This window comes from Streptomyces sp. NPDC019443, assembly GCF_044389785.1.
Lineage (GTDB): Bacteria > Actinomycetota > Actinomycetes > Streptomycetales > Streptomycetaceae > Streptomyces.
The window spans coordinates 202,287-222,878 of sequence record NZ_JBIRYJ010000001.1 but is presented as its reverse complement, the minus strand read 5'-3'; the positions used below and the strand labels follow the sequence as shown (position 1 = coordinate 222,878).

The 20,592-nt window shown below is 70.2% G+C and carries 23 protein-coding genes; 16 read left to right on the top strand and 7 right to left on the bottom strand.

The features are described from left to right. Nucleotides 1-5 precede the first annotated feature (5 nt). Nucleotides 6-812 carry a response regulator transcription factor gene (locus tag ACH492_RS01015; protein ID WP_398981438.1) on the bottom strand — a complete coding sequence of 269 codons (807 nt, stop codon included), beginning with the start codon at nucleotides 810-812 and terminating at the stop codon, nucleotides 6-8. 143 nt (nucleotides 813-955) lie between these two features. Between ACH492_RS01015 and ACH492_RS01010 the strand changes: the two genes are divergently transcribed. Then, nucleotides 956-1,351, top strand: a complete 396-nt coding sequence (locus tag ACH492_RS01010; protein WP_398981436.1) for a VOC family protein — start codon at nucleotides 956-958, stop codon at nucleotides 1,349-1,351. On the opposite strand, the gene ACH492_RS01005 is transcribed toward ACH492_RS01010, so the two are convergent. Both ACH492_RS01005 and ACH492_RS01000 read right to left on the bottom strand, forming a co-directional pair. After that, entirely contained in the window at nucleotides 1,291-2,028 is a 738-nt protein-coding gene (locus ACH492_RS01005) for a DUF6597 domain-containing transcriptional factor (protein WP_398981434.1), read from the bottom strand. The two genes, ACH492_RS01010 and ACH492_RS01005, sit on opposite strands and share 61 nt — an antisense overlap. A gap of 58 nt (nucleotides 2,029-2,086) precedes the next feature. Next, nucleotides 2,087-3,265, bottom strand: coding sequence for a YihY/virulence factor BrkB family protein (locus ACH492_RS01000; RefSeq protein WP_398981432.1), 1,179 nt, complete (start codon nucleotides 3,263-3,265; stop codon nucleotides 2,087-2,089). Between the two features lie 17 nt (nucleotides 3,266-3,282). Between ACH492_RS01000 and ACH492_RS00995 the strand changes: the two genes are divergently transcribed. From ACH492_RS00995 to ACH492_RS00930, 14 genes are all read left to right on the top strand, one after another. Further along, complete coding sequence (locus tag ACH492_RS00995) at nucleotides 3,283-4,917, top strand: acyl-CoA dehydrogenase family protein (RefSeq protein ID WP_398981431.1); 1,635 nt, start codon at nucleotides 3,283-3,285, stop codon at nucleotides 4,915-4,917. A 346-nt stretch (nucleotides 4,918-5,263) separates the two neighbouring features. Then, on the top strand, nucleotides 5,264-6,523 hold the full coding sequence (locus ACH492_RS00990; protein ID WP_398983217.1) for a GAF domain-containing protein: 1,260 nt from the start codon (nucleotides 5,264-5,266) through the stop codon (nucleotides 6,521-6,523). A 66-nt stretch (nucleotides 6,524-6,589) separates the two neighbouring features. Then, nucleotides 6,590-7,156: a GNAT family N-acetyltransferase gene (locus tag ACH492_RS00985; protein WP_398981429.1), complete on the top strand. Its 567-nt coding sequence runs from the start codon at nucleotides 6,590-6,592 to the stop codon at nucleotides 7,154-7,156. A gap of 96 nt (nucleotides 7,157-7,252) precedes the next feature. Next, nucleotides 7,253-7,336: a putative leader peptide gene (locus tag ACH492_RS00980; protein ID WP_327328529.1), complete on the top strand. Its 84-nt coding sequence runs from the start codon at nucleotides 7,253-7,255 to the stop codon at nucleotides 7,334-7,336. Nucleotides 7,337-7,451: 115 nt separating this feature from the next. Then, nucleotides 7,452-9,149: a nitrite/sulfite reductase gene (locus ACH492_RS00975; protein ID WP_398981427.1), complete on the top strand. Its 1,698-nt coding sequence runs from the start codon at nucleotides 7,452-7,454 to the stop codon at nucleotides 9,147-9,149. Beyond that, the gene (locus tag ACH492_RS00970) at nucleotides 9,146-9,325 is read left to right on the top strand and encodes a hypothetical protein (protein WP_313943447.1); all 180 of its coding nucleotides are present in this window, start codon (nucleotides 9,146-9,148) and stop codon (nucleotides 9,323-9,325) included. The genes ACH492_RS00975 and ACH492_RS00970 overlap by 4 nt, the downstream gene beginning before the upstream one ends. Beyond that, on the top strand, nucleotides 9,322-10,026 hold the full coding sequence (locus tag ACH492_RS00965; protein ID WP_398981424.1) for a phosphoadenylyl-sulfate reductase: 705 nt from the start codon (nucleotides 9,322-9,324) through the stop codon (nucleotides 10,024-10,026). Before ACH492_RS00970 ends, ACH492_RS00965 begins: the two co-directional genes overlap by 4 nt. Beyond that, the gene (cysC, locus tag ACH492_RS00960) at nucleotides 10,008-10,589 is read left to right on the top strand and encodes an adenylyl-sulfate kinase (RefSeq protein ID WP_398981422.1); all 582 of its coding nucleotides are present in this window, start codon (nucleotides 10,008-10,010) and stop codon (nucleotides 10,587-10,589) included. Before ACH492_RS00965 ends, cysC begins: the two co-directional genes overlap by 19 nt. Further along, the gene (gene cysD / locus ACH492_RS00955) at nucleotides 10,586-11,521 is read left to right on the top strand and encodes a sulfate adenylyltransferase subunit CysD (protein WP_398981420.1); all 936 of its coding nucleotides are present in this window, start codon (nucleotides 10,586-10,588) and stop codon (nucleotides 11,519-11,521) included. Before cysC ends, cysD begins: the two co-directional genes overlap by 4 nt. 2 nt (nucleotides 11,522-11,523) lie before the next feature. Further along, nucleotides 11,524-12,867: a sulfate adenylyltransferase subunit 1 gene (locus tag ACH492_RS00950; RefSeq protein ID WP_398981418.1), complete on the top strand. Its 1,344-nt coding sequence runs from the start codon at nucleotides 11,524-11,526 to the stop codon at nucleotides 12,865-12,867. A gap of 219 nt (nucleotides 12,868-13,086) precedes the next feature. Next, nucleotides 13,087-14,202 carry an aliphatic sulfonate ABC transporter substrate-binding protein gene (locus tag ACH492_RS00945; protein ID WP_398981416.1) on the top strand — a complete coding sequence of 372 codons (1,116 nt, stop codon included), beginning with the start codon at nucleotides 13,087-13,089 and terminating at the stop codon, nucleotides 14,200-14,202. A gap of 33 nt (nucleotides 14,203-14,235) precedes the next feature. Further along, complete coding sequence (locus tag ACH492_RS00940) at nucleotides 14,236-15,036, top strand: ABC transporter ATP-binding protein (RefSeq protein ID WP_398981414.1); 801 nt, start codon at nucleotides 14,236-14,238, stop codon at nucleotides 15,034-15,036. Next, entirely contained in the window at nucleotides 15,023-15,928 is a 906-nt protein-coding gene (locus ACH492_RS00935) for an ABC transporter permease (RefSeq protein WP_398981412.1), read from the top strand. Before ACH492_RS00940 ends, ACH492_RS00935 begins: the two co-directional genes overlap by 14 nt. An 8-nt stretch (nucleotides 15,929-15,936) precedes the next feature. Further along, nucleotides 15,937-16,695: a sirohydrochlorin chelatase gene (locus ACH492_RS00930; RefSeq protein WP_398981410.1), complete on the top strand. Its 759-nt coding sequence runs from the start codon at nucleotides 15,937-15,939 to the stop codon at nucleotides 16,693-16,695. Between the two features lie 34 nt (nucleotides 16,696-16,729). On the opposite strand, the gene ACH492_RS00925 is transcribed toward ACH492_RS00930, so the two are convergent. From ACH492_RS00925 to ACH492_RS00915, 3 genes are all read right to left on the bottom strand, one after another. Further along, entirely contained in the window at nucleotides 16,730-17,314 is a 585-nt protein-coding gene (locus tag ACH492_RS00925; RefSeq protein ID WP_398981408.1) for a TIGR03086 family metal-binding protein, read from the bottom strand. Nucleotides 17,315-17,395: 81 nt separating this feature from the next. Beyond that, nucleotides 17,396-18,028, bottom strand: coding sequence for a DsbA family protein (locus tag ACH492_RS00920; RefSeq protein ID WP_398981406.1), 633 nt, complete (start codon nucleotides 18,026-18,028; stop codon nucleotides 17,396-17,398). Between the two features lie 54 nt (nucleotides 18,029-18,082). Then, entirely contained in the window at nucleotides 18,083-19,093 is a 1,011-nt protein-coding gene (locus ACH492_RS00915; RefSeq protein WP_398981404.1) for a ketopantoate reductase family protein, read from the bottom strand. A gap of 36 nt (nucleotides 19,094-19,129) precedes the next feature. On the opposite strand from ACH492_RS00915, the gene ACH492_RS00910 reads away from it, so the two are divergent. Beyond that, nucleotides 19,130-19,975, top strand: a complete 846-nt coding sequence (locus ACH492_RS00910; RefSeq protein ID WP_398981402.1) for an aldo/keto reductase — start codon at nucleotides 19,130-19,132, stop codon at nucleotides 19,973-19,975. Nucleotides 19,976-19,996: 21 nt separating this feature from the next. Here ACH492_RS00910 and ACH492_RS00905 read toward each other — a convergent pair whose 3' ends face one another. Next, nucleotides 19,997-20,545 (bottom strand): DUF1697 domain-containing protein, encoded by a 549-nt coding sequence (locus tag ACH492_RS00905; protein ID WP_398981400.1) that lies wholly within the window; start codon nucleotides 20,543-20,545, stop codon nucleotides 19,997-19,999. Between the last annotated feature and the right edge of the window lie 47 nt (nucleotides 20,546-20,592).

Genomic DNA, 20,592 nt, shown 5'->3' with positions numbered 1-20,592 from the left:
GGTGATCAGGCCTCTTCTCGTGGTGCGTGGCCGTGCGGTGCTTGGCCGTGCGGTGCTTGGCCGTGCGGTACGTGGCCGTGCGGTACGTGGCCGTGCGGTACGCCGTCGCCGGGGGAGGCGCCATCCGGCACGTCGAAGCGGTAGCCCACGCCCCACACCGTCTGGATCAGCCGCGGCCTGGCCGGATCGTCCTCGATCTTGCCGCGCAGCCGCCGCACATGAACCGTGACGGTGGACAGATCGCCGAACTCCCAGCCCCACACGTCCTGCATCAGCCGCTCCCGGCCGATCGCCTCCCCCGGGTGCCGCATCAGATGCGCGAGCAGGTCGAACTCCCGCAGGGTCAGGCCCAGTTCACGCCCATCCTTGGTGGCCCGCCGCGCCGCCGGATCCAGCACGATACCCGCGGCCGCAAGTTCGGGCCCCGCCCGCCGCTCCCCCGCCGCACCGCCCCGGCGCAGTACCGACTCGACCCGGAGCACCAGCTCGCGCGGGCTGAACGGCTTGGTGACGTAGTCGTCCGCCCCTACCTCGAGCCCCAGGATCCGGTCGTCCTCGTCGCCGCGCGCGGTCAGCATGATCACCGGCACGGCGGCGGGCGCGCCGGCCCGGAGCCTGCGGCACACCTCCAGGCCGTCCATGCCCGGCAGCATCAGATCGAGGACGACCAGATCGGGCAGCCGGGCGGCGGCGAGCCGGAGCGCCTGGGGCCCGTCGGCGGCCCTGTCCACGGTGAAGCCCGCGCGCTCCAGATAGCCGGTGACGACCTCGGCGACGGTCGGATCGTCGTCGACGACCAGAATGTTGTGCATACCGCCAGTGTCCTCGTACTGAGCACGGCCCACGGCATGTGTCGCCTTACGAAACCATGACGCCCGAAGAACTGGGTCCTGCGAAACCGCAGACGTCCGATTCGTTCAAGACCGCGGGTCGGGGCCCTGCCTACGGTGAGGTCATGACTCCACGACTCGATGCGATCGGCCTCGTCGTCGCCGACATGGCCGCCTCGCTCGCCTTCTACCGCCGGCTCGGCCTGGACATCCCCGCCGAAGCCGACTCCGCGCCCCACGCCGAGGCGACGCTGCCGAGCGGGCTGCGCGTGCTGTGGGACACCGAGGAGACCGTCCGCTCCTTCGACCCCGGGTGGGCCCGGCCCACCGGCGGCGGCGAGCGCCTGGGGCTCGCCTTTCTCTGTGACGGACCCGCCGAGGTGGACTCGGCGTACGCCGAGCTGACCGAGGCCGGCTACAAGGGGCATCTGCCGCCCTGGGACGCCTTCTGGGGGCAGCGTTACGCGCTCGTCCTGGACCCCGACGGCTGTGCCGTCTCGCTCTTCGCCAGCGCCGAGTAGGTCCCCAGGGTGATTCCGGCCAGATCGCGCATCTCGCGGGCAAGGTGCGCCTGGTCGGCGCAGCCCGCCGCGAGTGCCGCTTCGGCGTACGGCACACCTTTCCGTACGAGCGTCAGCGCTCGCTGCAGCCGCAGCACCCGGGCCAGTGTTTTGGGCCCGTAGCCAAAGGCGTCCAGGGAGCGGCGGTGCAGCTGGCGCGCGCCGAGGCCGATGGCCTCCGCCGCGCTCGCGACCGTGCCGCCCGCCTCCAGGAGGCGCACCACCTCACTGAGCAGCGGATCGGGCGGGCCGGCCACGGCCGCGCGGCGCAGCGCCACGGCCTCCAGCGCCGCCACCCGGTCCGCGGCCTCGTCGATGCGCTCCGTGAGCCGGCGCGCCTCGGCCGCGCCCCATACGTCGGCGAGCTCGACGCGCTGGTCGCGCAGCTCGTGCGCCGGTACGCCGAGAAAGGCGGGCGCGGTCCCCGGCGCGAAGCGGACGCCCGCGTACCGCAGGACGGGCGCGCCCCCCGGGGTGTAGGCGTGGGTGTCGGGCCCCGCCACGAGAAGGCGGCCATCGGCCCACAGCAGGTCCATGCAGCCGTCGGGCAGCACGGGGTGGGCGGCACCGGCGCGGGTGTCGATCGTCCGCGTCCAGACGACGGCGCCGTCGAGCCGCGATCGCCGTTCCTCGTACATGACAGTGAGGCTAATCGCTCCCGAACGCCTCGGCATTGATCCAGAATGCCGGCCGCCGCTACTCCCTGGACTCCTTGTCCCGGCCGTTGTCGCGGTGCTCCTTCTCTCGGTGTTCCCGGGTCGTGTGCAGCCGGGACTTCACATCGTCCGGCGGCAGGAACCGCGACCACCGCTCCGGGAACTCCGAAGGCATGTCCCCGTTGTCCGCGTCGTCCTCGTCATCGTCCTCTTCCGCGAAGACGTGGTCCGCCTTCGCCCGGGCCAGGACCTCGGCCGCGTGGACAGCGCGGACGCGTTCGTTGGCCGCACGGGCCGCGGCCGTGGCCACCGACGGCCAGACACGGTCGATCGCGGCATTGACCGCCGCCCCCACCAGGACCGCGAAGGCTGTGAGACCGATCCACAGCAGGACGGCGATCGGAGCGGCGAGCGAGCCGTAGATCGTGGGGCCCTCGACCGTGCTGGTGAGGTAGATGCGGAGCAGGAAGCTGCCGAGCACGCCCATTCCGAGCGCCACCAGCGCTCCGGGGACGTCCTCGATCCACGGGGACCGGACGGGAACAGACACGTGGTAGAGCGTGGTCAGGAACGCGATCGAGAGCAGGCTGACCACCGGCCAGTACAGGACGCTGACGACTTCCGTGCCCCACGGGATGAACTCCACCACCCGGTCCGGGCCGACGACCGCCAGCGGCAGCACCACCGCGCCGATCAGCAGGGCCACGATGTAGAGCAGGAAGGCGAGCAGCCGGGTGGCGACGATGCCGCGCTGGCCGTCGAGGCCGTACATCACGGTGATGGTGTCGATGAAGACGTTCACCGCCCGCGATCCCGACCAGAGGGCGATCGCGAAGCCGATCGAGATGATGTCGGGACGTCCGCCGTGGGTGACGTCCTCCAGCAGGGGCTTGGCGATCTCGTTGACACCCCGGTCGGACAGCACCGTGCCGACCGCGCCCAGGATGTTCTCCTCGATCGAGGCGACGGTGGTGGTGTTGGTCCAGTTGTCGATATAGCCGAGGAGACCGATCAGGCCGAGCATCAGCGGTGGCAGGGACAGCAGCGTGAAGAACGCCGCCTCGGCGGCGAGGCCCAGGATGCGGTATTCGATGCACGAATTGACCGTGTCTTTCAGCAGCAGCCATGCCATCTTCCGCTTGGAGACGTTGCGATAGAGGACTCGGGCCCGGTGGAGTCGGCCCGATGGCCGCTCGGGTGTTTCATTTGCTGCCTGCACCTCCTTACCGTATCGGCATGGCAGCTACCACCCACACAGTGACCAATCAGGCTCCGCCCCTGGTGGGGTACGACGTCTACACCTCCGACCAGGCGCTCACCGAGGGCGTGGAGCGGCATGTCGCGCCGGAACTCCTCGACGAGGCACGGGAGGAGCTCACGGGGCTCGGCACCACCGCGGGCTCCGCGCAGGCCCAGGAGTGGGGGGTGCAGGCCAACGAGAATCCGCCAAAACTGCGGACGCACGACCGGTACGGAAACCGGATCGACGAGGTCGAGTTCCACCCCGCCTGGCACCGGCTGCTGGGCCACGGCGTCTCCGCGGGTCTGACGAACGCCTGGGGCAGGCCGGCCGGACATGTGCGGCGCGCGGCCGGGTTCCTGGTGTGGACGCAGGCCGAGGCCGGGAACGGCTGTCCGCTGTCGATGACGCACGCCTCCGTCCCCGCGCTGCGTACGGACCCGGCGCTGGCGGCCGAGTGGGAGCCGCGGCTGACCTCGCAGGTGTACGAGGAGGGGCTGCGGCCGGCCTCGCTGAAGGCGGGGTCGCTGTTCGGGATGGGGATGACGGAGAAGCAGGGCGGCAGCGACGTCAGGGCCAATACGACGCGTGCCGAGCCCATCGCCGGTGACGGGGAGTACGTGCTCACCGGTCACAAGTGGTTCTGCTCGGCTCCGATGAGTGACGGTTTTCTGGTACTCGCCCAGGCGGCCGGGGGCTTGACCTGTTTCCTGGTGCCTCGGGTGCTGGAGGACGGAACCAGGAACGTGTTCCGGATCCAGCGGCTCAAGGACAAGCTGGGCAACAAGTCCAATGCGTCGAGCGAGGTCGAGTTCGACGGGACGTGGGCGCGCCGGGTCGGCGACGAGGGGCGCGGGGTGCGCACGATCATCGAGATGGTGGCGGCGACCCGGCTCGACTGCGTCGTCGGATCGGCCGCGCTGATGCGGCAGTCGGTGGCGCAGGCGATCCACCACAGCGCGTACCGCAGCGCGTTCGGCGGGCTGCTGATCGACAAGCCGCTGATGCGCAACGTACTGGCCGATCTGGCACTGGAGTCGGAGGCGGCGACGATGCTGGCGCTGCGGCTCGCCGCGGCGTACGACGCCGATACGGAGGAGGAGCGGGCGTTCTTGCGCCTGGCGGTGCCGGCGGCCAAGTACTGGGTGACCAAGCGGTGTACGCCGACGGTGGCCGAGGCGCTGGAGTGTCTGGGCGGCAATGGCTACGTCGAGGAGTCGGGGCTGCCGCGGCTGCTGCGCGAGTCGCCGCTCAACTCGATCTGGGAGGGCTCGGGCAACGTACAGGCCCTGGACGTCCTGCGGGCGCTCCACCGCGAGCCGCAGGCGCTGAACGCGTTCCTGCAGGAGGTCGGCACGGCGCGGGGCGCGGACCACCGGCTGGACGGGGCGATCAAGGACCTGCTGACCGAGCTGGCCGATCTGAACGGCATCGAGGCACGGGCGCGCCGGCTGGTGGAGCGGATGGCGCTGGTGCTTCAGGGGTCGCTACTGGTGCGCTGGGCGCCGCCGGAGGTGGCGGACGCGTTCTGCGCGTCGCGGCTCGGCGGGGACTGGGGCGCGGCTTTCGGCACGCTGCCGCACACGCTGGATCTGGCGTCGGTCGTGGACCGGGCACGAGCGGTGGTCTGACGGCCGGTCGTGGAGCGGCGCGGCCGCGAGCCGCAGTCCGCCGCGTCGGGATGACTGTCGGGGTGGTGCTGCGCCGACACGGCACCACCCCGCGCTCCGTCATGCGCCCTCAGCAAAGCGGTGCGGTGCATGACGGACCACCGGAACGAACCGGTGCTCCGTCAGCCTCGTACACACGCACACCCGTTCGCGAGGGTTGCAAAAGGTTGCAGCTTTGTGCGCCGTATCGCCACGGCTCTCGTCCAGGAGGGGCACGATTGTGCCAGCCCCCCGCACTCGGACGCTGGCCTCGCCCGGGAGGACCCCAGTGCACACGACATCACTCGACCTGGCCAGACTCGCCGCCATGGACAGCGCGGAGGCCGCCCGACTGCTGAAGGGAGTGCGGGACGCCACGCTCAACGGCCGCCCGTCCCGGGTCGGCCCGCGGGCGGACATCGAGGAATCCTGGCAGCGGATGCTGCGCGGGGGCCTGGATCCCGACCGGGGCCGAAGGGCCGGGCTGCTGCCGCTGGAGGAGTTGGAACGCCGCCGGCACGCCTCGCCACTGCGGGAGGTGCTGCCTGTCCTGCGGGACGGTCTGGTGTCGATCGCCGAGGCGGCACAGCACATCATGGTCGTCGCGGACACCGAGGGAAAGCTGCTCTGGCGCGAGGGCAAGGCCACCGTGCTGCGCAAGGGCGACTCGCACGGCTTCGTACTGGGGGCCGACTGGAACGAGGATCTGGTCGGCACCAACGGCATCGGCACCCCCCTCGTCTCCCGGCGGCCGGTCCAGGTTCACTCCGCCGAGCACTTCGTCTCCGCCAACCACAACTGGACCTGTGCGGGAGCGCCGGTCACCGATCCGCGCGACGGCAGGCTGATCGGTGTCGTCGACATCAGCGGACCGGTGTCCACCATGCATCCGGCGACCCTCTCGCTGGTCACCTCGGTCACCCGGCTCGCCGAGGCCGAGCTGCGCAACCGGCATTTCGCGGCGCTGGACCGGCTGCGCGGTGTGGCGGCCCCGCTGCTCGCGAGGCTGGCCGGCCGGGCACTGGCCGTGGACGTGAACGGCTGGCCGGCCGCGGTCACCGGCATGCCGCCGACCGCGCGGCTGCCGCTGCCGAAGTCCATCGGCGGCGGCCGGCTCTGGCTCCCCTCGCTCGGCATGTGCACGGTCGAGCCGCTGCCCGGCGGCTGGCTGGTGCGGGTGGACGAGGAGCGTTCCGCGGCGGCGCCGGCCCGGGTGGTGCTGGATCTGAGCAGATCCCGGCGGCCCTCGGTCACCGTCTCGGGCGACGCGGGCAACTGGGTACAGGAGCTCAGCCCGCGCCATGCCGAGCTGCTGTATGTGCTGGCGCTGCACCGGGACGGGCGCAGCGCCGTGCAGCTGGCGCAGGACATCTTCGGGGACGGGACACGGACGGGGACGGTACGGGCCGAGATGTCGCGACTGCGGCGGCATCTGGCGCCGGTCCTCGCACACCGCCCGTACCGCTTCGTCGAGGACGTCGAGGTGGAGCTGGTGCGGCCGGAGCAGCCGGCCGAGCTGCTGCCGCACTCCACGGCCCCGGCTGTGCGCCGCGCCCACCGCGATCCTCAATGGTCCGATTCTCAATGATCCGGTCCTCGGTGATCCACGGACGCGGCTTTGGCCTGATCAAGGCGTCGTGATTTCCTGGCGGGCATGAGCATCACCGTGACCACCTGGTCCCTGGAACAGACCTCGCCCGCGGATCTGCGGTCGGCCGCCGCGCCCGAAAGGGATGTGCGGATCGTCCGCGCCGAGGTGCCGTCCCCGGAGTTCAGCCGCTTTCTGTATACGGCCGTCGGCGGTGACGTCCAATGGAACGACCGGCTCGGCATGACGTACGCACAGTGGGAGGAGCTGCTCGCCAGGCCGGGCACCGAGACCTGGGTGGTGTACGAGAAGGGCACCCCGGCCGGCTATGCGGAGCTTCAGGCGCAGGACGTCGGCTCGGTCGAGATCGTCTACTTCGGGCTGATCCCGTCGTTCCGGGGCCGGCGGATCGGCGGCCATCTCCTGTCGTACGCGGTCGCCAGGGCCTGGGACCTGGCGGAGCGATGGCCGGGGCTGCCGCCGACGAAGCGGGTGTGGCTGCACACCTGCTCCAAGGACGGCCCGCACGCCATGGACAACTATCTGCGGCGCGGCTTCACTCTCTTCGACACAGTGGTCGAAGAGGAGTCCGAATCGGCCGCTCCAGGTCCCTGGCCCGGCGCTCACCGCTGAGTGACGGGCAACACACCGTCTCGCGATGCAGGACGGTGTTGTCCACATTCTGGATAACGGTGGACTGCCATCGGATCGCCGTGACACGCTTCCGTCATGTCTCGAGCTGGAACTGCCTTGGTGAGTCGGCGGCACGTCGACCTCGGCCGCATGTCCAGCGCCATCTGTCCGGTCTGCTGAAAGACCAGCACAGCCGAGCGTTCCGCACCCCGTTGAACCTCCTGCGCACCGCCGCGCCCCCACGCGAGTGTGCAGCTGAGAGCCGCCCTCCTGCAGTCTCGAAGGACATACCGCCATGGCCGCCACCCCCGAAAAGCCCGCCCCCGCCACGCCCCGCCGCAAGGCCGGACGCCACCGCGGCGAGGGCCAGTGGGCAGTTGGCCATATGACGCCGTTGAACGCCAACGAGCAGACCAAGAAGGACGACGACGGTCTCAATGTGCGGACACGCATTGAGACGATCTACGCCCACCGCGGCTTCGACTCGATCGACGGCGCCGACCTGCGCGGCCGGATGCGCTGGTGGGGGCTCTACACCCAGCGCAAGCCCGGGATCGACGGCGGCAAGACCGCGATCCTGGAGCCGGAGGAGCTGGACGACAAGTACTTCATGATGCGCGTCCGCATCGACGGCGGCCGGCTGACCACCGAGCAGCTGCGCGTCATCGGTGAGATCTCGCAGGAGTTCGCGCGCGGCACCGCCGACATCACCGACCGGCAGAACGTCCAGTACCACTGGATCCGCATCGAGGACGTCCCGGAGATCTGGAACCGTCTCGAGGCCGTGGGCCTGTCGACGACCGAGGCCTGTGGCGACACGCCGCGCACCATCCTCGGCTCGCCGGTCGCCGGGATCGCAGCGGACGAGATCGTCGACGGCACTCCGGCGATCGAGGAGATCCACCGCCGGTTCATCGGCAACAAGGCGTTCTCCAACCTGCCCCGCAAGTTCAAGACGGCGATCTCCGGCTCCCCGCTGCTGGACGTGGCCCACGAGATCAACGACATCGCCTTCGTCGGTGTCGAACACCCGGAGCACGGCCCCGGCTTCGACCTCTGGGTCGGCGGCGGACTGTCCACCAACCCCAAGCTCGGGGTCCGCCTCGGTGCCTGGGTGCCGCTGGACGAGGTCCCGGACGCCTGGGAAGGCGTCATCTCGATCTTCCGCGACTACGGCTACCGGCGGCTGCGCACCCGCGCCCGCCTGAAGTTCCTGGTCGCCGACTGGGGCGCCGAGAAGTTCCGCCAGGTGCTCGAGGACGAGTACCTGAAGCGCAAGCTGATCGACGGGCCCGCCCCGGCGCAGCCCGTACAGCAGTGGCGCGACCACGTCGGTGTCCACCGGCAGCAGGACGGACGTTTCTACGTCGGGTTCGCACCGCGCGTCGGCCGGGTCGACGGCGCCACGCTCACCAAGATCGCCGAAGTGGCGGACGCGCACGGCTCGGGCCGGCTGCGTACCACCGTCGAGCAGAAGATGATCGTGCTCGATGTCGAGGAGTCGCAGGTCGAGTCGCTGGTGGCCGGTCTTGAGGCGCTGGACCTGCGGGTCAACCCGTCGCCGTTCCGGCGCGGCACGATGGCCTGCACCGGCATCGAGTTCTGCAAGCTGGCCATTGTCGAGACCAAGGCCCGTGGCGCCGCGCTGATCGACGAACTCGAGCGCCGCATCCCCGAGTTCGACCAGCCGATCACCATCAACATCAACGGCTGCCCCAACGCCTGCGCGCGTATCCAGGTCGCGGACATCGGTCTCAAGGGCCAGCTGATGCTGGACGACGAAGGCAACCAGGTCGAGGGCTTCCAGGTGCACCTGGGCGGCGCGCTGGGCCTGGAGCCCGGCTTCGGCCGCAAGGTCCGCGGTCTGAAGGTCACTTCGGCCGAGCTGCCGGACTATGTCGAGCGCGTCCTCAAGCGCTTCCAGGCGGAGCGCGAGGACAGCGAGCGCTTCGCGGCCTGGGCGGCGCGTGCGTCCGAGGAGGCTCTGTCGTGAGTGAGAGGGCTGCACCCTTCTACTGCCCGTACTGCGGCGACGAGGACCTGCGTCCGAACGAGCAGGGCCACGGCGCATGGGAATGCGCGGCATGCAATCGAGCCTTCCAGTTGAAGTTCCTCGGGCTGCTGACCCGGGGACTTCAGCGCAATGACGGTGGAGGGGACGAGATATGACGGTGGTTCAGACCAATCTCAAAGAGCTCGCGGAGCAGGCGGGGCGGGACCTCGAAGAGGCCTCCGCCCTGGACATTCTGAAGTGGGCGGCCGACACCTTCGGGCCGCGCTTCTGCGTCACGTCCTCCATGGAGGACGCGGTGGTCGCCCACCTCGCCTCCCGTGCCTTCCCCGGCGGCAGCCCGGTCGACGTGGTCTTCCTCGACACCGGCTACCACTTCCCGGAGACGATCGGGACCCGGGACGCCGTGGACGCGGTGATGGACGTCAACGTCATCACGCTCACCCCGCGGCAGACCGTGGCCGAGCAGGACGCGGAGTACGGCCCCAGGCTGCACGACCGCGACCCCGACCTGTGCTGCGCGCTGCGCAAGGTCAAGCCGCTCGAAGAGGGCCTGACCGGGTACGACGCGTGGGCGACGGGCCTGCGCCGCGACGAGTCCCCGACCCGGGCGAACACTCCGGTCGTCGGCTGGGACGAGAAGCGGCAGAAGGTCAAGATCTCGCCGATCGCCCGCTGGACGCAGGACGACGTGGACGCGTACGTCGCCGAACACGGCGTCCTCACCAACCCGCTGCTGATGGACGGTTACGCCTCCGTGGGCTGCGCGCCCTGCACCCGCCGGGTGCTGGAGGGCGAGGACGCACGCGCCGGCCGCTGGGCCGGCCGGGGAAAGACCGAATGCGGGCTGCACGGCTGATGAACGACGAGAAGCAGCGGGAGAAGCACGTGACTGGGGCCACCATCTGGCTCACCGGTCTGCCGAGCGCGGGCAAGACCACCATCGCCTACGAACTGGCGGACCGGCTGCGCGCCGACGGCCACCGGACCGAGGTGCTCGACGGCGACGAGATCCGCGAATTCCTCTCCGCGGGCCTCGGCTTCAGCCGCGAGGACCGCCACACCAACGTCCAGCGGATCGGCTTCGTCGCCGAACTCCTCGCGTCCAACGGCATCAAGGCGCTGGTGCCGGTGATCGCCCCGTACGAGGACAGCCGCGAGTCCGTCCGCAAGCGCCACCAGACCGAGGGCACCGCGTATCTGGAGGTGCATGTCGCCACTCCGGTGGAGGTGTGCTCCGTACGCGATGTGAAGGGTCTGTACGCCAAGCAGGCGGCCGGCGAGATCAGCGGACTTACCGGCGTCGACGACCCGTACGAGGAGCCGCAGAACCCGGATCTGCGGATCGAGTCGCACACCCAGACCGTGCAGGAGTCCGCGGCGGCACTTCACGCGCTGCTCACCGAGAGGGGCCTGGCATGACGACCGCCGCCACTGTTCACGAGGGCACTGACAGCCCCTACGCCCTGTCGCACCTGGACGCTCTGGAGTCCGAGGCGGTGCACATCTTCCGCGAGGTGGCGGGCGAGTTCGAGCGGCCGGTGATCCTCTTCTCGGGCGGCAAGGACTCGATCGTCATGCTGCATCTGGCACTGAAGGCGTTCGCCCCGGCGGCGATTCCCTTCACGCTGCTGCATGTGGACACCGGGCACAACTTCCCCGAGGTGCTGGAGTACCGCGACCGCGTTGTGGCCGCACATGGGCTGCGGCTCCATGTGGCCTCCGTACAGGACTACATCGACCGGGGTGTGCTCCGCGAACGCCCCGACGGGACGCGCAACCCGCTGCAGACCGTGCCGCTCACCGAGAAGATCCAGGCCGAGAAGTTCGACGCGGTCTTCGGCGGCGGGCGCCGGGACGAGGAGAAGGCGCGCGCCAAGGAGCGGGTGTTCTCGCTGCGGGACGAGTTCTCGCAGTGGGACCCGCGCCGGCAGCGGCCCGAGCTGTGGCAGCTCTACAACGGCCGCCACGCGCCCGGCGAGCATGTGCGAGTCTTCCCGCTGTCCAACTGGACCGAGCTGGACGTCTGGCAGTACATCGAGCGCGAGAAGATCGAGCTGCCCGAGATCTACTTCGCGCACGAGCGCGAGGTCTTCCAGCGCTCCGGCATGTGGCTGACCGCCGGTGCGTGGGGCGGGCCGAAGGGGTCCGAGAGCGTCGAGACGCGGCTGGTGCGCTACCGCACGGTCGGTGACATGTCGTGCACCGGCGCCGTCGACTCCGACGCCACAACGCTGGACGCCGTGATCACCGAGATCGCCGCATCGAGGCTCACCGAGCGGGGCGCGACCCGCGCCGACGACAAGATGTCCGAGGCCGCGATGGAAGACCGCAAGCGCGAAGGGTACTTCTAGCCATGACCACACGTGACATCCAGTTGGCCGAGCAGCTCTCGGCCACCACCCTGCTGCGTTTCGCCACCGCCGGTTCCGTCGACGACGGCAAGTCCACCCTCGTCGGGCGGCTGCTGCACGACTCCAAGTCGATCCTCACCGACCAGCTGGAGGCCGTCGAGCGGGTCTCCGCCAGCCGCGGCCAGGAGGCGCCCGATCTGGCGCTGCTCACCGATGGTCTGCGGGCCGAGCGGGAGCAGGGCATCACCATCGATGTCGCCTACCGCTACTTCGCCACGCCGCGCAGGCGGTTCATCCTCGCCGACACCCCCGGGCATGTGCAGTACACCCGGAACATGGTCACCGGCGCCTCCACGGCCGAGCTGGCCGTCGTGCTGGTCGACGCGCGCAACGGCGTGGTCGAGCAGACCCGCCGCCATGCCGCGGTCGCCGCCCTGCTGCGCGTCCCGCATGTCGTCCTCGCCGTCAACAAGATGGACCTCGTCGACTACGCCGAGCCCGTCTTCGCCGCGATCGCAGAGGAGTTCACCGCGTACGCCGCATCCCTGGGCGTCCCCGAGATCACCGCGATCCCGATCTCTGCGCTGGCCGGTGACAACGTGGTGGATCCGTCCGCGAACATGGACTGGTACGGCGGCCCGACCGTGCTGGAGCACCTGGAGACGGTCCCGGTCAGCCACGATCTGACGGGCTGCCACGCCCGGCTGCCGGTGCAGTACGTGATCCGTCCTCAGACCGCCGAGCACCCCGACTACCGGGGCTACGCGGGCCAGATCGCCGCGGGCACGTTCCGGGTCGGCGAGCAGGTGACCGTCCTGCCGGCGGGCCACACGTCGAAGATCACCGGGATCGACCTGCTCGGCGAGTCGGTGGACATCGCCTGGACCCCGCAGTCCGTCACGCTCCTGCTCGAGGACGACATCGACATCTCGCGGGGCGACCTGATCGTGCCGAGCGGCGACGCGCCCGCGACCACACAGGACGTCGAGGCGACCGTCTGCCATGTCGCGGACCAGCCGCTCGCCGTCGGCCAGCGGGTGCTGCTCAAGCACACCACCCGCACGGTCAAGGCGATCGTCAAGGAGATCCCGTCCCGGCTGACCCTCGACGACCTGTCCCAGCACCCGAACCCCGGGCAGCTGGTCGCCAATGACATCGGCAGGGTCAAGATCCGTACCGCCGAGCCGCTCGCGCTCGACTCGTACGCCGACTCCCGCCGTACCGGGTCGTTCCTGCTGATCGACCCCGCGGACGGCACCACGCTGGCGGCCGGCATGGCGGGCGACTCGTTCACCGCGACCGCCGAGGCCGTGCATGTGACCGACGACGAGGGGTGGGACTTCTGATGACCACCGACTTCTACGCGACGTTCGCGAAGGAGGGCGGCCGCGTCGGCAGCGGCGCCCTCGGCGCGGGCACGGGCGGGGTCGCACGATGTGCCCGATGACGTACGCGCACTGCCTGCGCGCCCGCACCCCCCGCACACTGCACAAACGAAGATCTGCCGACTTCCCGGCCACGTCCGAAGTGACGTAAGAACCGGGCCTCCGAGAGGAAACCCTCCCGTGCCTGCCACCCGTACCACCCTGCGCCGCAGCCTCGCCGCGGCCGCCGCCCTGCCGCTGCTGATAGGCGCGCTCGCCTCTTGCGGCTACGGCTCCGAGGCCAAGAAGGACGACGGCGAGAAGGCCAACGTCGCCGCCGGCGGTAAGAAGCTCTCCGCCGACACCGTGAAGATCGGCTACTTCCCGAACCTCACGCACGCCACCGCTCTGGTGGGCCTCCAGGAAGGCCTCATCGCCAAGGAGCTCGGCGGCACAAAGGTTGCCCCCCAGGCCTTCAACGCCGGTCCGTCCGAGATCGAGGCCCTCAACGGGGGCAGCATCGACATCGGCTTCATCGGCCCGTCCCCCTCCATCAACGGTTACACGAAGGCCAAGGGCCAGAACCTGCGGATCGTCTCCGGCTCCGCATCGGGTGGCGTGAAGCTCGTCGTCAACCCGGACAAGATCAAGACCCTGGACGACGTCAAGGGCAAGAAGATCGCCACCCCGCAGCTGGGCAACACCCAGGATGTCGCCTTCCTCAACTGGATCTCCGAGAAGGGCTGGAAGGTCGACGCCCAGAGCGGCAAGGGCGACGTCTCCGTGGTCCGTACGGACAACAAGGTGACCCCGGACGCCTACAAGTCCGGTGCCATCGACGGCGCCTGGGTGCCGGAGCCGACCGCGTCCAAGCTGGTCTCCGAGGGCGCGAAGGTGCTGCTCGACGAGTCCACCCTGTGGCCCGACAAGAAGTTCGTGATCACGAACGTGATCGTGAAGCAGAGCTTCCTCAAGGAGCACCCGGACGTCGTCGAGGCCGTACTGCGCGGCACCGTGAAGACCAACGAGTGGATCAACGCCAACCCGGACAAGGCGAAGGCCTCGGCCAACGCCGCCCTCAAGGAGGAGACCGGCAAGGAGCTCCCCGCCAAGGTCATCGACCTGGCCTGGCCGAGCATCCAGATCACCAATGACCCGTTGGCCGCCACGCTGAACACCCAGGCGCAGCACTCGGTCGCGTCCGGTCTGCTGAAGGAGCCCGACCTGAAGGGGATCTACGACCTGACGCTCCTCAACAAGGTGCTCAAGGCCGCAGGGCAGCCCGAGGTCGCCGACGCCGGTCTCGGCGTCAAGTAGTCCACCCGCCCACGTTCCCAGGAGGTGACGACCATGGCCACTACCCTCACCAAGGACAAGGCCCAGGCCGATGACCGTGCCGCGGTGACGCACGCCGCCCGTATCGAGCATGTCTCGAAGTCCTTCGGCGGTCCGTCCGGGCGGCAGCTTGTGCTGGACGACATCACCCTTGATGTCGCGCCGGGCGAGTTCGTCACCCTCCTGGGGGCGTCGGGGTGCGGTAAGTCCACCCTGCTCAACCTGGTCGCGGGGCTCGACCGCCCGACCGCGGGGTCCATCGAGACACCCGGCGGGCGGCCCGCCCTGATGTTCCAGGAGCACGCACTCTTCCCGTGGCTGACCGCCGGCAAGAACATCGAACTGGCGCTGCGGATGCGCGGCGTCGCCAAGTCCGAGCGGCGCGTGGAAGCGGAGCGTCTCCTTGAGCTGGTACGGCTCCGGGGCGCGTACGGCAAGCGGGTGCACGAGCTCTCCGGCGGCATGCGCCAGCGCGTGGCGCTGGCCCGTGCGCTGGCGCAGGACAGCGAACTGCTGCTGATGGACGAGCCGTTCGCCGCGCTCGACGCCATCACCCGGGACGTCCTGCACGACGAACTGACGCGGATCTGGCGCGAGACGAACGTCTCGGTCCTGTTCGTCACCCACAACGTCCGCGAGGCCGTGCGGCTCGCCGAGCGTGTGGTGCTGCTGTCCTCCAGGCCGGGCCGGATCGCGCACGAGTGGAGGGTGGACATCCCGCAGCCGCGCCGTATTGAGGACGCCGACGTCGCGGAGCTGTCCGTCGAGATCACCGAACAACTGCGTGGGGAGATCCGCCGCCATGGCCAGCACTGAGGTTCGCGACGACGTCGCAAAGGCAGGCACGAAGGCCGACGACCTCGCCGGCCTCGAAGCCGGCCTGGACGCACTGGACGCCGTACAGGTCCATCGCACCCCGGTGCACCAGGTGCTGCTGCAGAAGGTGCTGCCTCCCATCCTGGCCGTGGCCCTCGTGCTGGTCGTCTGGCAGGTGCTGGTCTGGGCGAAGGTCACCGAGGACTACAAGCTGCCCGCCCCGTCCGCGGTGTGGGACAGCGCGGCCGAGCAGTGGGTGCAGGGCACGCTGCTCGATGTCGTCTGGACCAGCGTCTCGCGTGGCCTGCTCGGCTTTCTGCTGGCACTCGCCATCGGTACCCCGCTCGGACTGCTCGTCGCCCGGGTGAAGTTCGTCCGTGCGGCGATCGGACCGATCCTCTCCGGCCTCCAGGCGCTGCCCTCGGTCGCCTGGGTGGCTCCGGCGGTGATCTGGCTCGGCCTCAACGACTCGATGATGTACGCGGTGATCCTGCTCGGCGCGGTCCCCTCAATCGCCAACGGACTGGTCTCCGGAGTGGACCAGGTGCCGCCGCTGTTCCTGCGGGCGGGCCGGACGCTGGGCGCCACCGGCTACCGGGGCATCTGGCACGTGGTCATGCCGGCCGCGCTGCCCGGCTATCTGGCGGGCCTCAAGCAGGGCTGGGCGTTCTCCTGGCGCTCGCTGATGGCCGCCGAGATCATCGCGTCCTCGCCCGATCTGGGCCTGGGGCTCGGCCAGTTGCTGGAGAACGGGCGCAACAACGCCGACATGCCCGGCGTACTCCTCGCCATCATCCTCATCCTGATCGTCGGCATCGCCATCGACCTGCTGATCTTCAGCCCGCTGGAACGGCGGGTGCTGCGCAGCCGCGGTCTCCTCGTCAAGAACTGAGCACCGCCATGCGCAGCCCTGTCCTCCTCGTCATCGCCCACGGCAGCCGCGACCCGCGGCATGCGGCGACCGTGCACGCCCTGGTGGAGCGGGCCAGGTGGCTGCGGCCGGGGCTGCGCGTGGAGACGGGCTTCCTGGACTTCAACGCCCCTGCCGTACCGCGGGTGCTGGAGCGGCTGGCCGCCGAGGGCATCGAGGATGTGGTCGCGCTGCCGCTGCTGCTGACCCGCGCCTTCCACGCCAAGGCCGACATCCCCGCCGTACTGCACGAGGCGTCGGCGCGCCTGCCGCGCCTGCGGATTGGCCAGGCCGAGGTCCTCGGCCCGTCGCCGCTGCTGCGCTCCGCCCTGGAGCGACGGCTGTACGAGGCGGGGCTCGACCCGTCCCGTAAGGACTCGACCGGCCTGGTGCTGGCCTCGGCGGGCTCCACAGACCCGGAGGCGATCGCAGTGATCGCTGAAATCGCGCGGGAGCTGCGGCACACCGGTTGGTGCGCCGTGCGGCCTGCGTTCGCCTCCGCATCCCTTCCCCGCACCGAGGACGCGGTACGACAACTGCGGGCCGAGGGCGTCCGCCGGGTGGCGGTGGCTCCGTACGTCATCGCTCCCGGCCGCCTCCCGGACCGTATCGCCGCCGGGGCCCGCGAGGCGGACGTCATCGCCGATGTCCTTGGCGCGGCACCGGAGTTGGCGCGGCTTCTGCTGCGGCGCTTCGACGAGGCGCGGGCCGAGGTGCGGGCCGGGGCGCGGGTCGCGGCGGCGGGCTGAGCGGCGGCTGGGCACGGCGGGCCGAGCGCGGCGGCTAGGGCGTCCAGCGCGGGTCGCGGCCGGAGCCGGCCAAGGCGCGCTCGAAGGCAGGGGCCGAATCCGGCAGCGGTACGGGATCGGTGAAGCCGCCGTACTGACGGTAGACCTCGGCGTGCTCGTCCACGACCGACAGGACCAGCGCCGCGGCATCGTCGGAGATCCCGTACTGCTGCCCGGTCGCGCGGGCCAGGTCCCAGCCGTGGACGGCCAGTTCCTTGGTGATCAGCGAGGCGATCTCGGGTGCGGGCATCGAGGTGAAGCCCAGGTCCACCTCGCCCTCCCAGACGGCCGGGTCGGACCAGGCGGCGAGGGCGCGGTCCAGCTGGGCCGCGTACTGCTCGGCCCAGTCGGCGTCGGCGGTGAAGTCGCGACTGGTGAGCTCGTCGGGGAGCTGCTTGCGCAGGGCGCGGTGTTCGAGGCCGTGGGACGAGTAGAGGACAAGATGGCTGACGAGTCCGCGGACGTCCCACTCCTTGCAGGGCGTCGGCGCGGACAGTTGGTCGGCGGTGACGCCGCGGGCGATGCGAGCGGCTTCGCTCGCGCACTCGGTCAGGTAGGGGTACACGCTGTCCATGTCCATGCCCGGCACCTTAGGGACGGGCGCCGGGCGGGGTCTTGAACAAACGCGACGGCCGGGCGGCCGGGCGGGCCGGTCCCCCCGTCAGCCAAAGTTCAGGCTGCCGGTGCGGGTGCGCTTCAGCTCGAAGAAATCCTGGTGTCCGGCGATGACCCGGAAGCTGTCGAAGAGCCGCGCCGCCTCCTCACCGCGCGGGATGGAGTTGAGCACCGGGCCGAACCAGACCGTGCCGTCGACATGGATGGTGGGCGTGCCGACATAGGCGTCGGCCACCGGGTCCTTGCCCGCGTCGTGGCTGCGGCGCACCGCTTCGTCGTACGACTCGTCGTGGGCCGCCTTGGCGAGCGACGCGGGCAGGCCGAGTTCGGCCAGGGACTGGGCGATGACCTCGTCGAAGTCCTCGGTCTTGCGCTCGTGGATGCGGGTGCCGAAGGCGGTGTAGAGGCCGCGCAGGATCGCGTCGCCGTGCTGCTCGGCCGCGGCGACCGCCACCCGTACAGGACCGATCGACTTGTCGACCAACTCGCGGTACCACTGAGGCAGTTCATTGCCGATGTTGTGCAGATACAGACTCATCGGACGGAAGTTCAGCGCGATGTCGCGCTCCCGCTCGACCTCCAGCATCCAGCGGGAGGTAATCCAGGCGAAGGGGCAGGCGGGGTCGAACCAGAAATCGACTGCGATGTTGTTCTTCTCAGTGGTCATGTCAGTGGTCATGCCTTGAGGCTAGCCATGAAGTGGACCGGAATCCCGGGCCATTCACGAGCTGATTCACTGGTCCATTTCGGCGTCGACGAGCGCGGTCAGCTCGGCGACGGACATCGAGCCGGCTGCCCTGCGCTCGCGGGCGAAGCTGTTCGCCACGCGCTGGAGGGCGTCATTGACGGGCGTCGGAACGCCGTGCAGTCGGCCCAACAGGGCGATCTCGCCGTTGAGGTAGTCGGCCTCGATCGTGCCGGTGCCGCGGTTGAGCGACTGCCAGGACGAGCCGCCGCCGCGCTCGGAGCCGCAGAGGGGCTCGAGCCGGACCTTCTCGGCGCGGGCCCGCTTCTGCTCCTCCTCGCCGGCGGCCTCGATGCCCGCGGCCGCGAGCACGGCTTCGCCCTCCGCGCGGGCCCGTCGGTAGAGTGCGCGACCGTCCTCACCGGTGAGGAGGCCGGTGACGGCCTCGATGGAGTTGGCGAGATTGCCGAGGAGCTTGGCGTACTTCCAGCGCATCACGTCCGGGACGACCGGCGCTTCGAACCGCGACTTCTCCAGATCGCCGGAGATGCGGTGGGCGGTCTCATCGGTGCCGGACGGGTACCCGCCGATGTGCAGAATGCCGGTGAGCGGGGCGCCCGCGGCGGAGACCGCGCCCGGCTCGACGTAGGTGGCAGGCAGCCACACACACATGCCGTACACATGGCGGAAGCGGCGCAGCGCGATACGTTCGCTCGCCACACCGTTCTGGGCGCAGACCAGCGGCAGGCGCTCAGCCGCGGTGCCGCCGACCGCCACCGGCCGGTGGCCCCAGGTGTCGACGGCGGCGGTGCTGTCCTGAGTCTTGACGGCCAGTACCAGCACATCGTCCTCACGCAACTCGCCCAGCTGCTGCGGTCCTTCGACGACGGGCAGCCGGTGAGTGTGCCTGCCATCGGGTGTGGTCAGGCGCAGACCGCCGTCGCGAAGTGCCTCGTAGTGCGCGCCGCGTGCGACGAGCACCACCTCGTGCCCCGCCTCGGCCAGCCGCCCGCCGATGGTGCCGCCGACCGCCCCTGCCCCGATGATGATGTAGCGCATGCGTACGAGACTCGCACAGTCGGATACCGTCCAGCCATGATCGTGGACAGTCTCCGGCTCGTCGGGGAGCCGGCCCTGCGAAGGCTCGGTTACGGCACGGCCCAGCTCACCGGCCCCGGCTACTGGGGGCCGCGCGGCGAGCGTGCGGACGCCGTCGCGGTGCTGCGGCGGGCGGTCGATCGGGGTGTCACGCTGATCGACACCGCCGACAACTACGGCCCGGGTCTCGCGGAGGAGCTGGTCGCCGAGGCACTGCACCCGTACCCCGCGGACCTGGTCGTCGCGACGAAGGGCGGGGTGGTGCGTACGAGCGACAGCGCCTGGCACATCGCGGGGCGGCCCGGGCAACTGCGCGCGATGTGCGAGGCCAGTCTGCGCCGGCTGCGTAGGGAGACAATCGATCTGTATCAGCTGCACCGGCTGGATCCCGAGGTGCCGCCGGCCGAACAGCTGGGCACGCTGGGTGAGTTGAGGCACGAGGGGAAAATCCGGCACATCGGTCTGGACACGGTGACCGTCGAGCAGCTGAAGGAAGCACTGGACCTTGCAGAGACCGACTCGATCGCCTCGGTGCAGAACCGCTTCAATCTGATCGACCGCGAGTCGGAGGCGGTGCTTGAGGTGTGCGAGTCGCACGGCCTGGCGTTCCTGCCGTGGTTCCCGCTGGCCAACGGGGCGCTGACGGGCGAGGCCGCGGCGGCGCTGGACGCGGTCGCCGCTCGGCATGGCGTGAGCAGGGGGCAGATCGCGCTGGCCTGGCTGCTGCACCGTTCCCCGGTGCTGTGTCCGACGCCGGGCACCGGCTCGCTCGCGCATCTGGAGGAGAACCTGGACGCGGCCGCGATCCGGCTCTCGGAGGAGGATCTCGTCGCCCTTCGGTGATCGGCCTTCGGCGATCAGCTTTCACTCACGCGTCAGCTCCACCAGTTTGACGACGGTGTTCCAGTTGCGGCTGGTGGAGACGGTGCCCCTGAACAGGCTCGGTTTTCCGAGCGCTTCGGCGAGTTTGGAGCGGCCGAGGCCGTTCGGCGCGTACAGGTACAGCGCCCGGTCACCGAGCCGGAACTCCTCGGGCAGATACGCCGCCGCGTCGATCGACGCGAGCCGCTCGGGGCCGACCGGCTCCGAGAAGTAGATGACGTGCAGCTGCTTGCCCTCCAGCGAGGGGGCGGGAAAGGGGCACGCCTCGGCCACCGCGCGCAGATACGGACCGCTGCGCACCAGGCAGTCGACGCCGAAGCCGAAGCGCTTCTCGATCGCCCGTTCCAACGCGGCACAGATGGCGTTCTCGTCGTCCGAGTCGCTGGTGAAGACGGCGTTGCCGCTCTGCAGATACGTGGCGACGTCGCCATGGCCCAGTTCCGTGAGCAGTTCGCGGAGTTGAGCCATCGGCATCTTCTTGTGCCCGCCCACGTTGATTCCGCGCAGGAGTGCCGCATATCTCGTGGTCATGGGCACACCATAGGACGGCCGCCGCGCCCCGTGGGGGAGGGCACGGC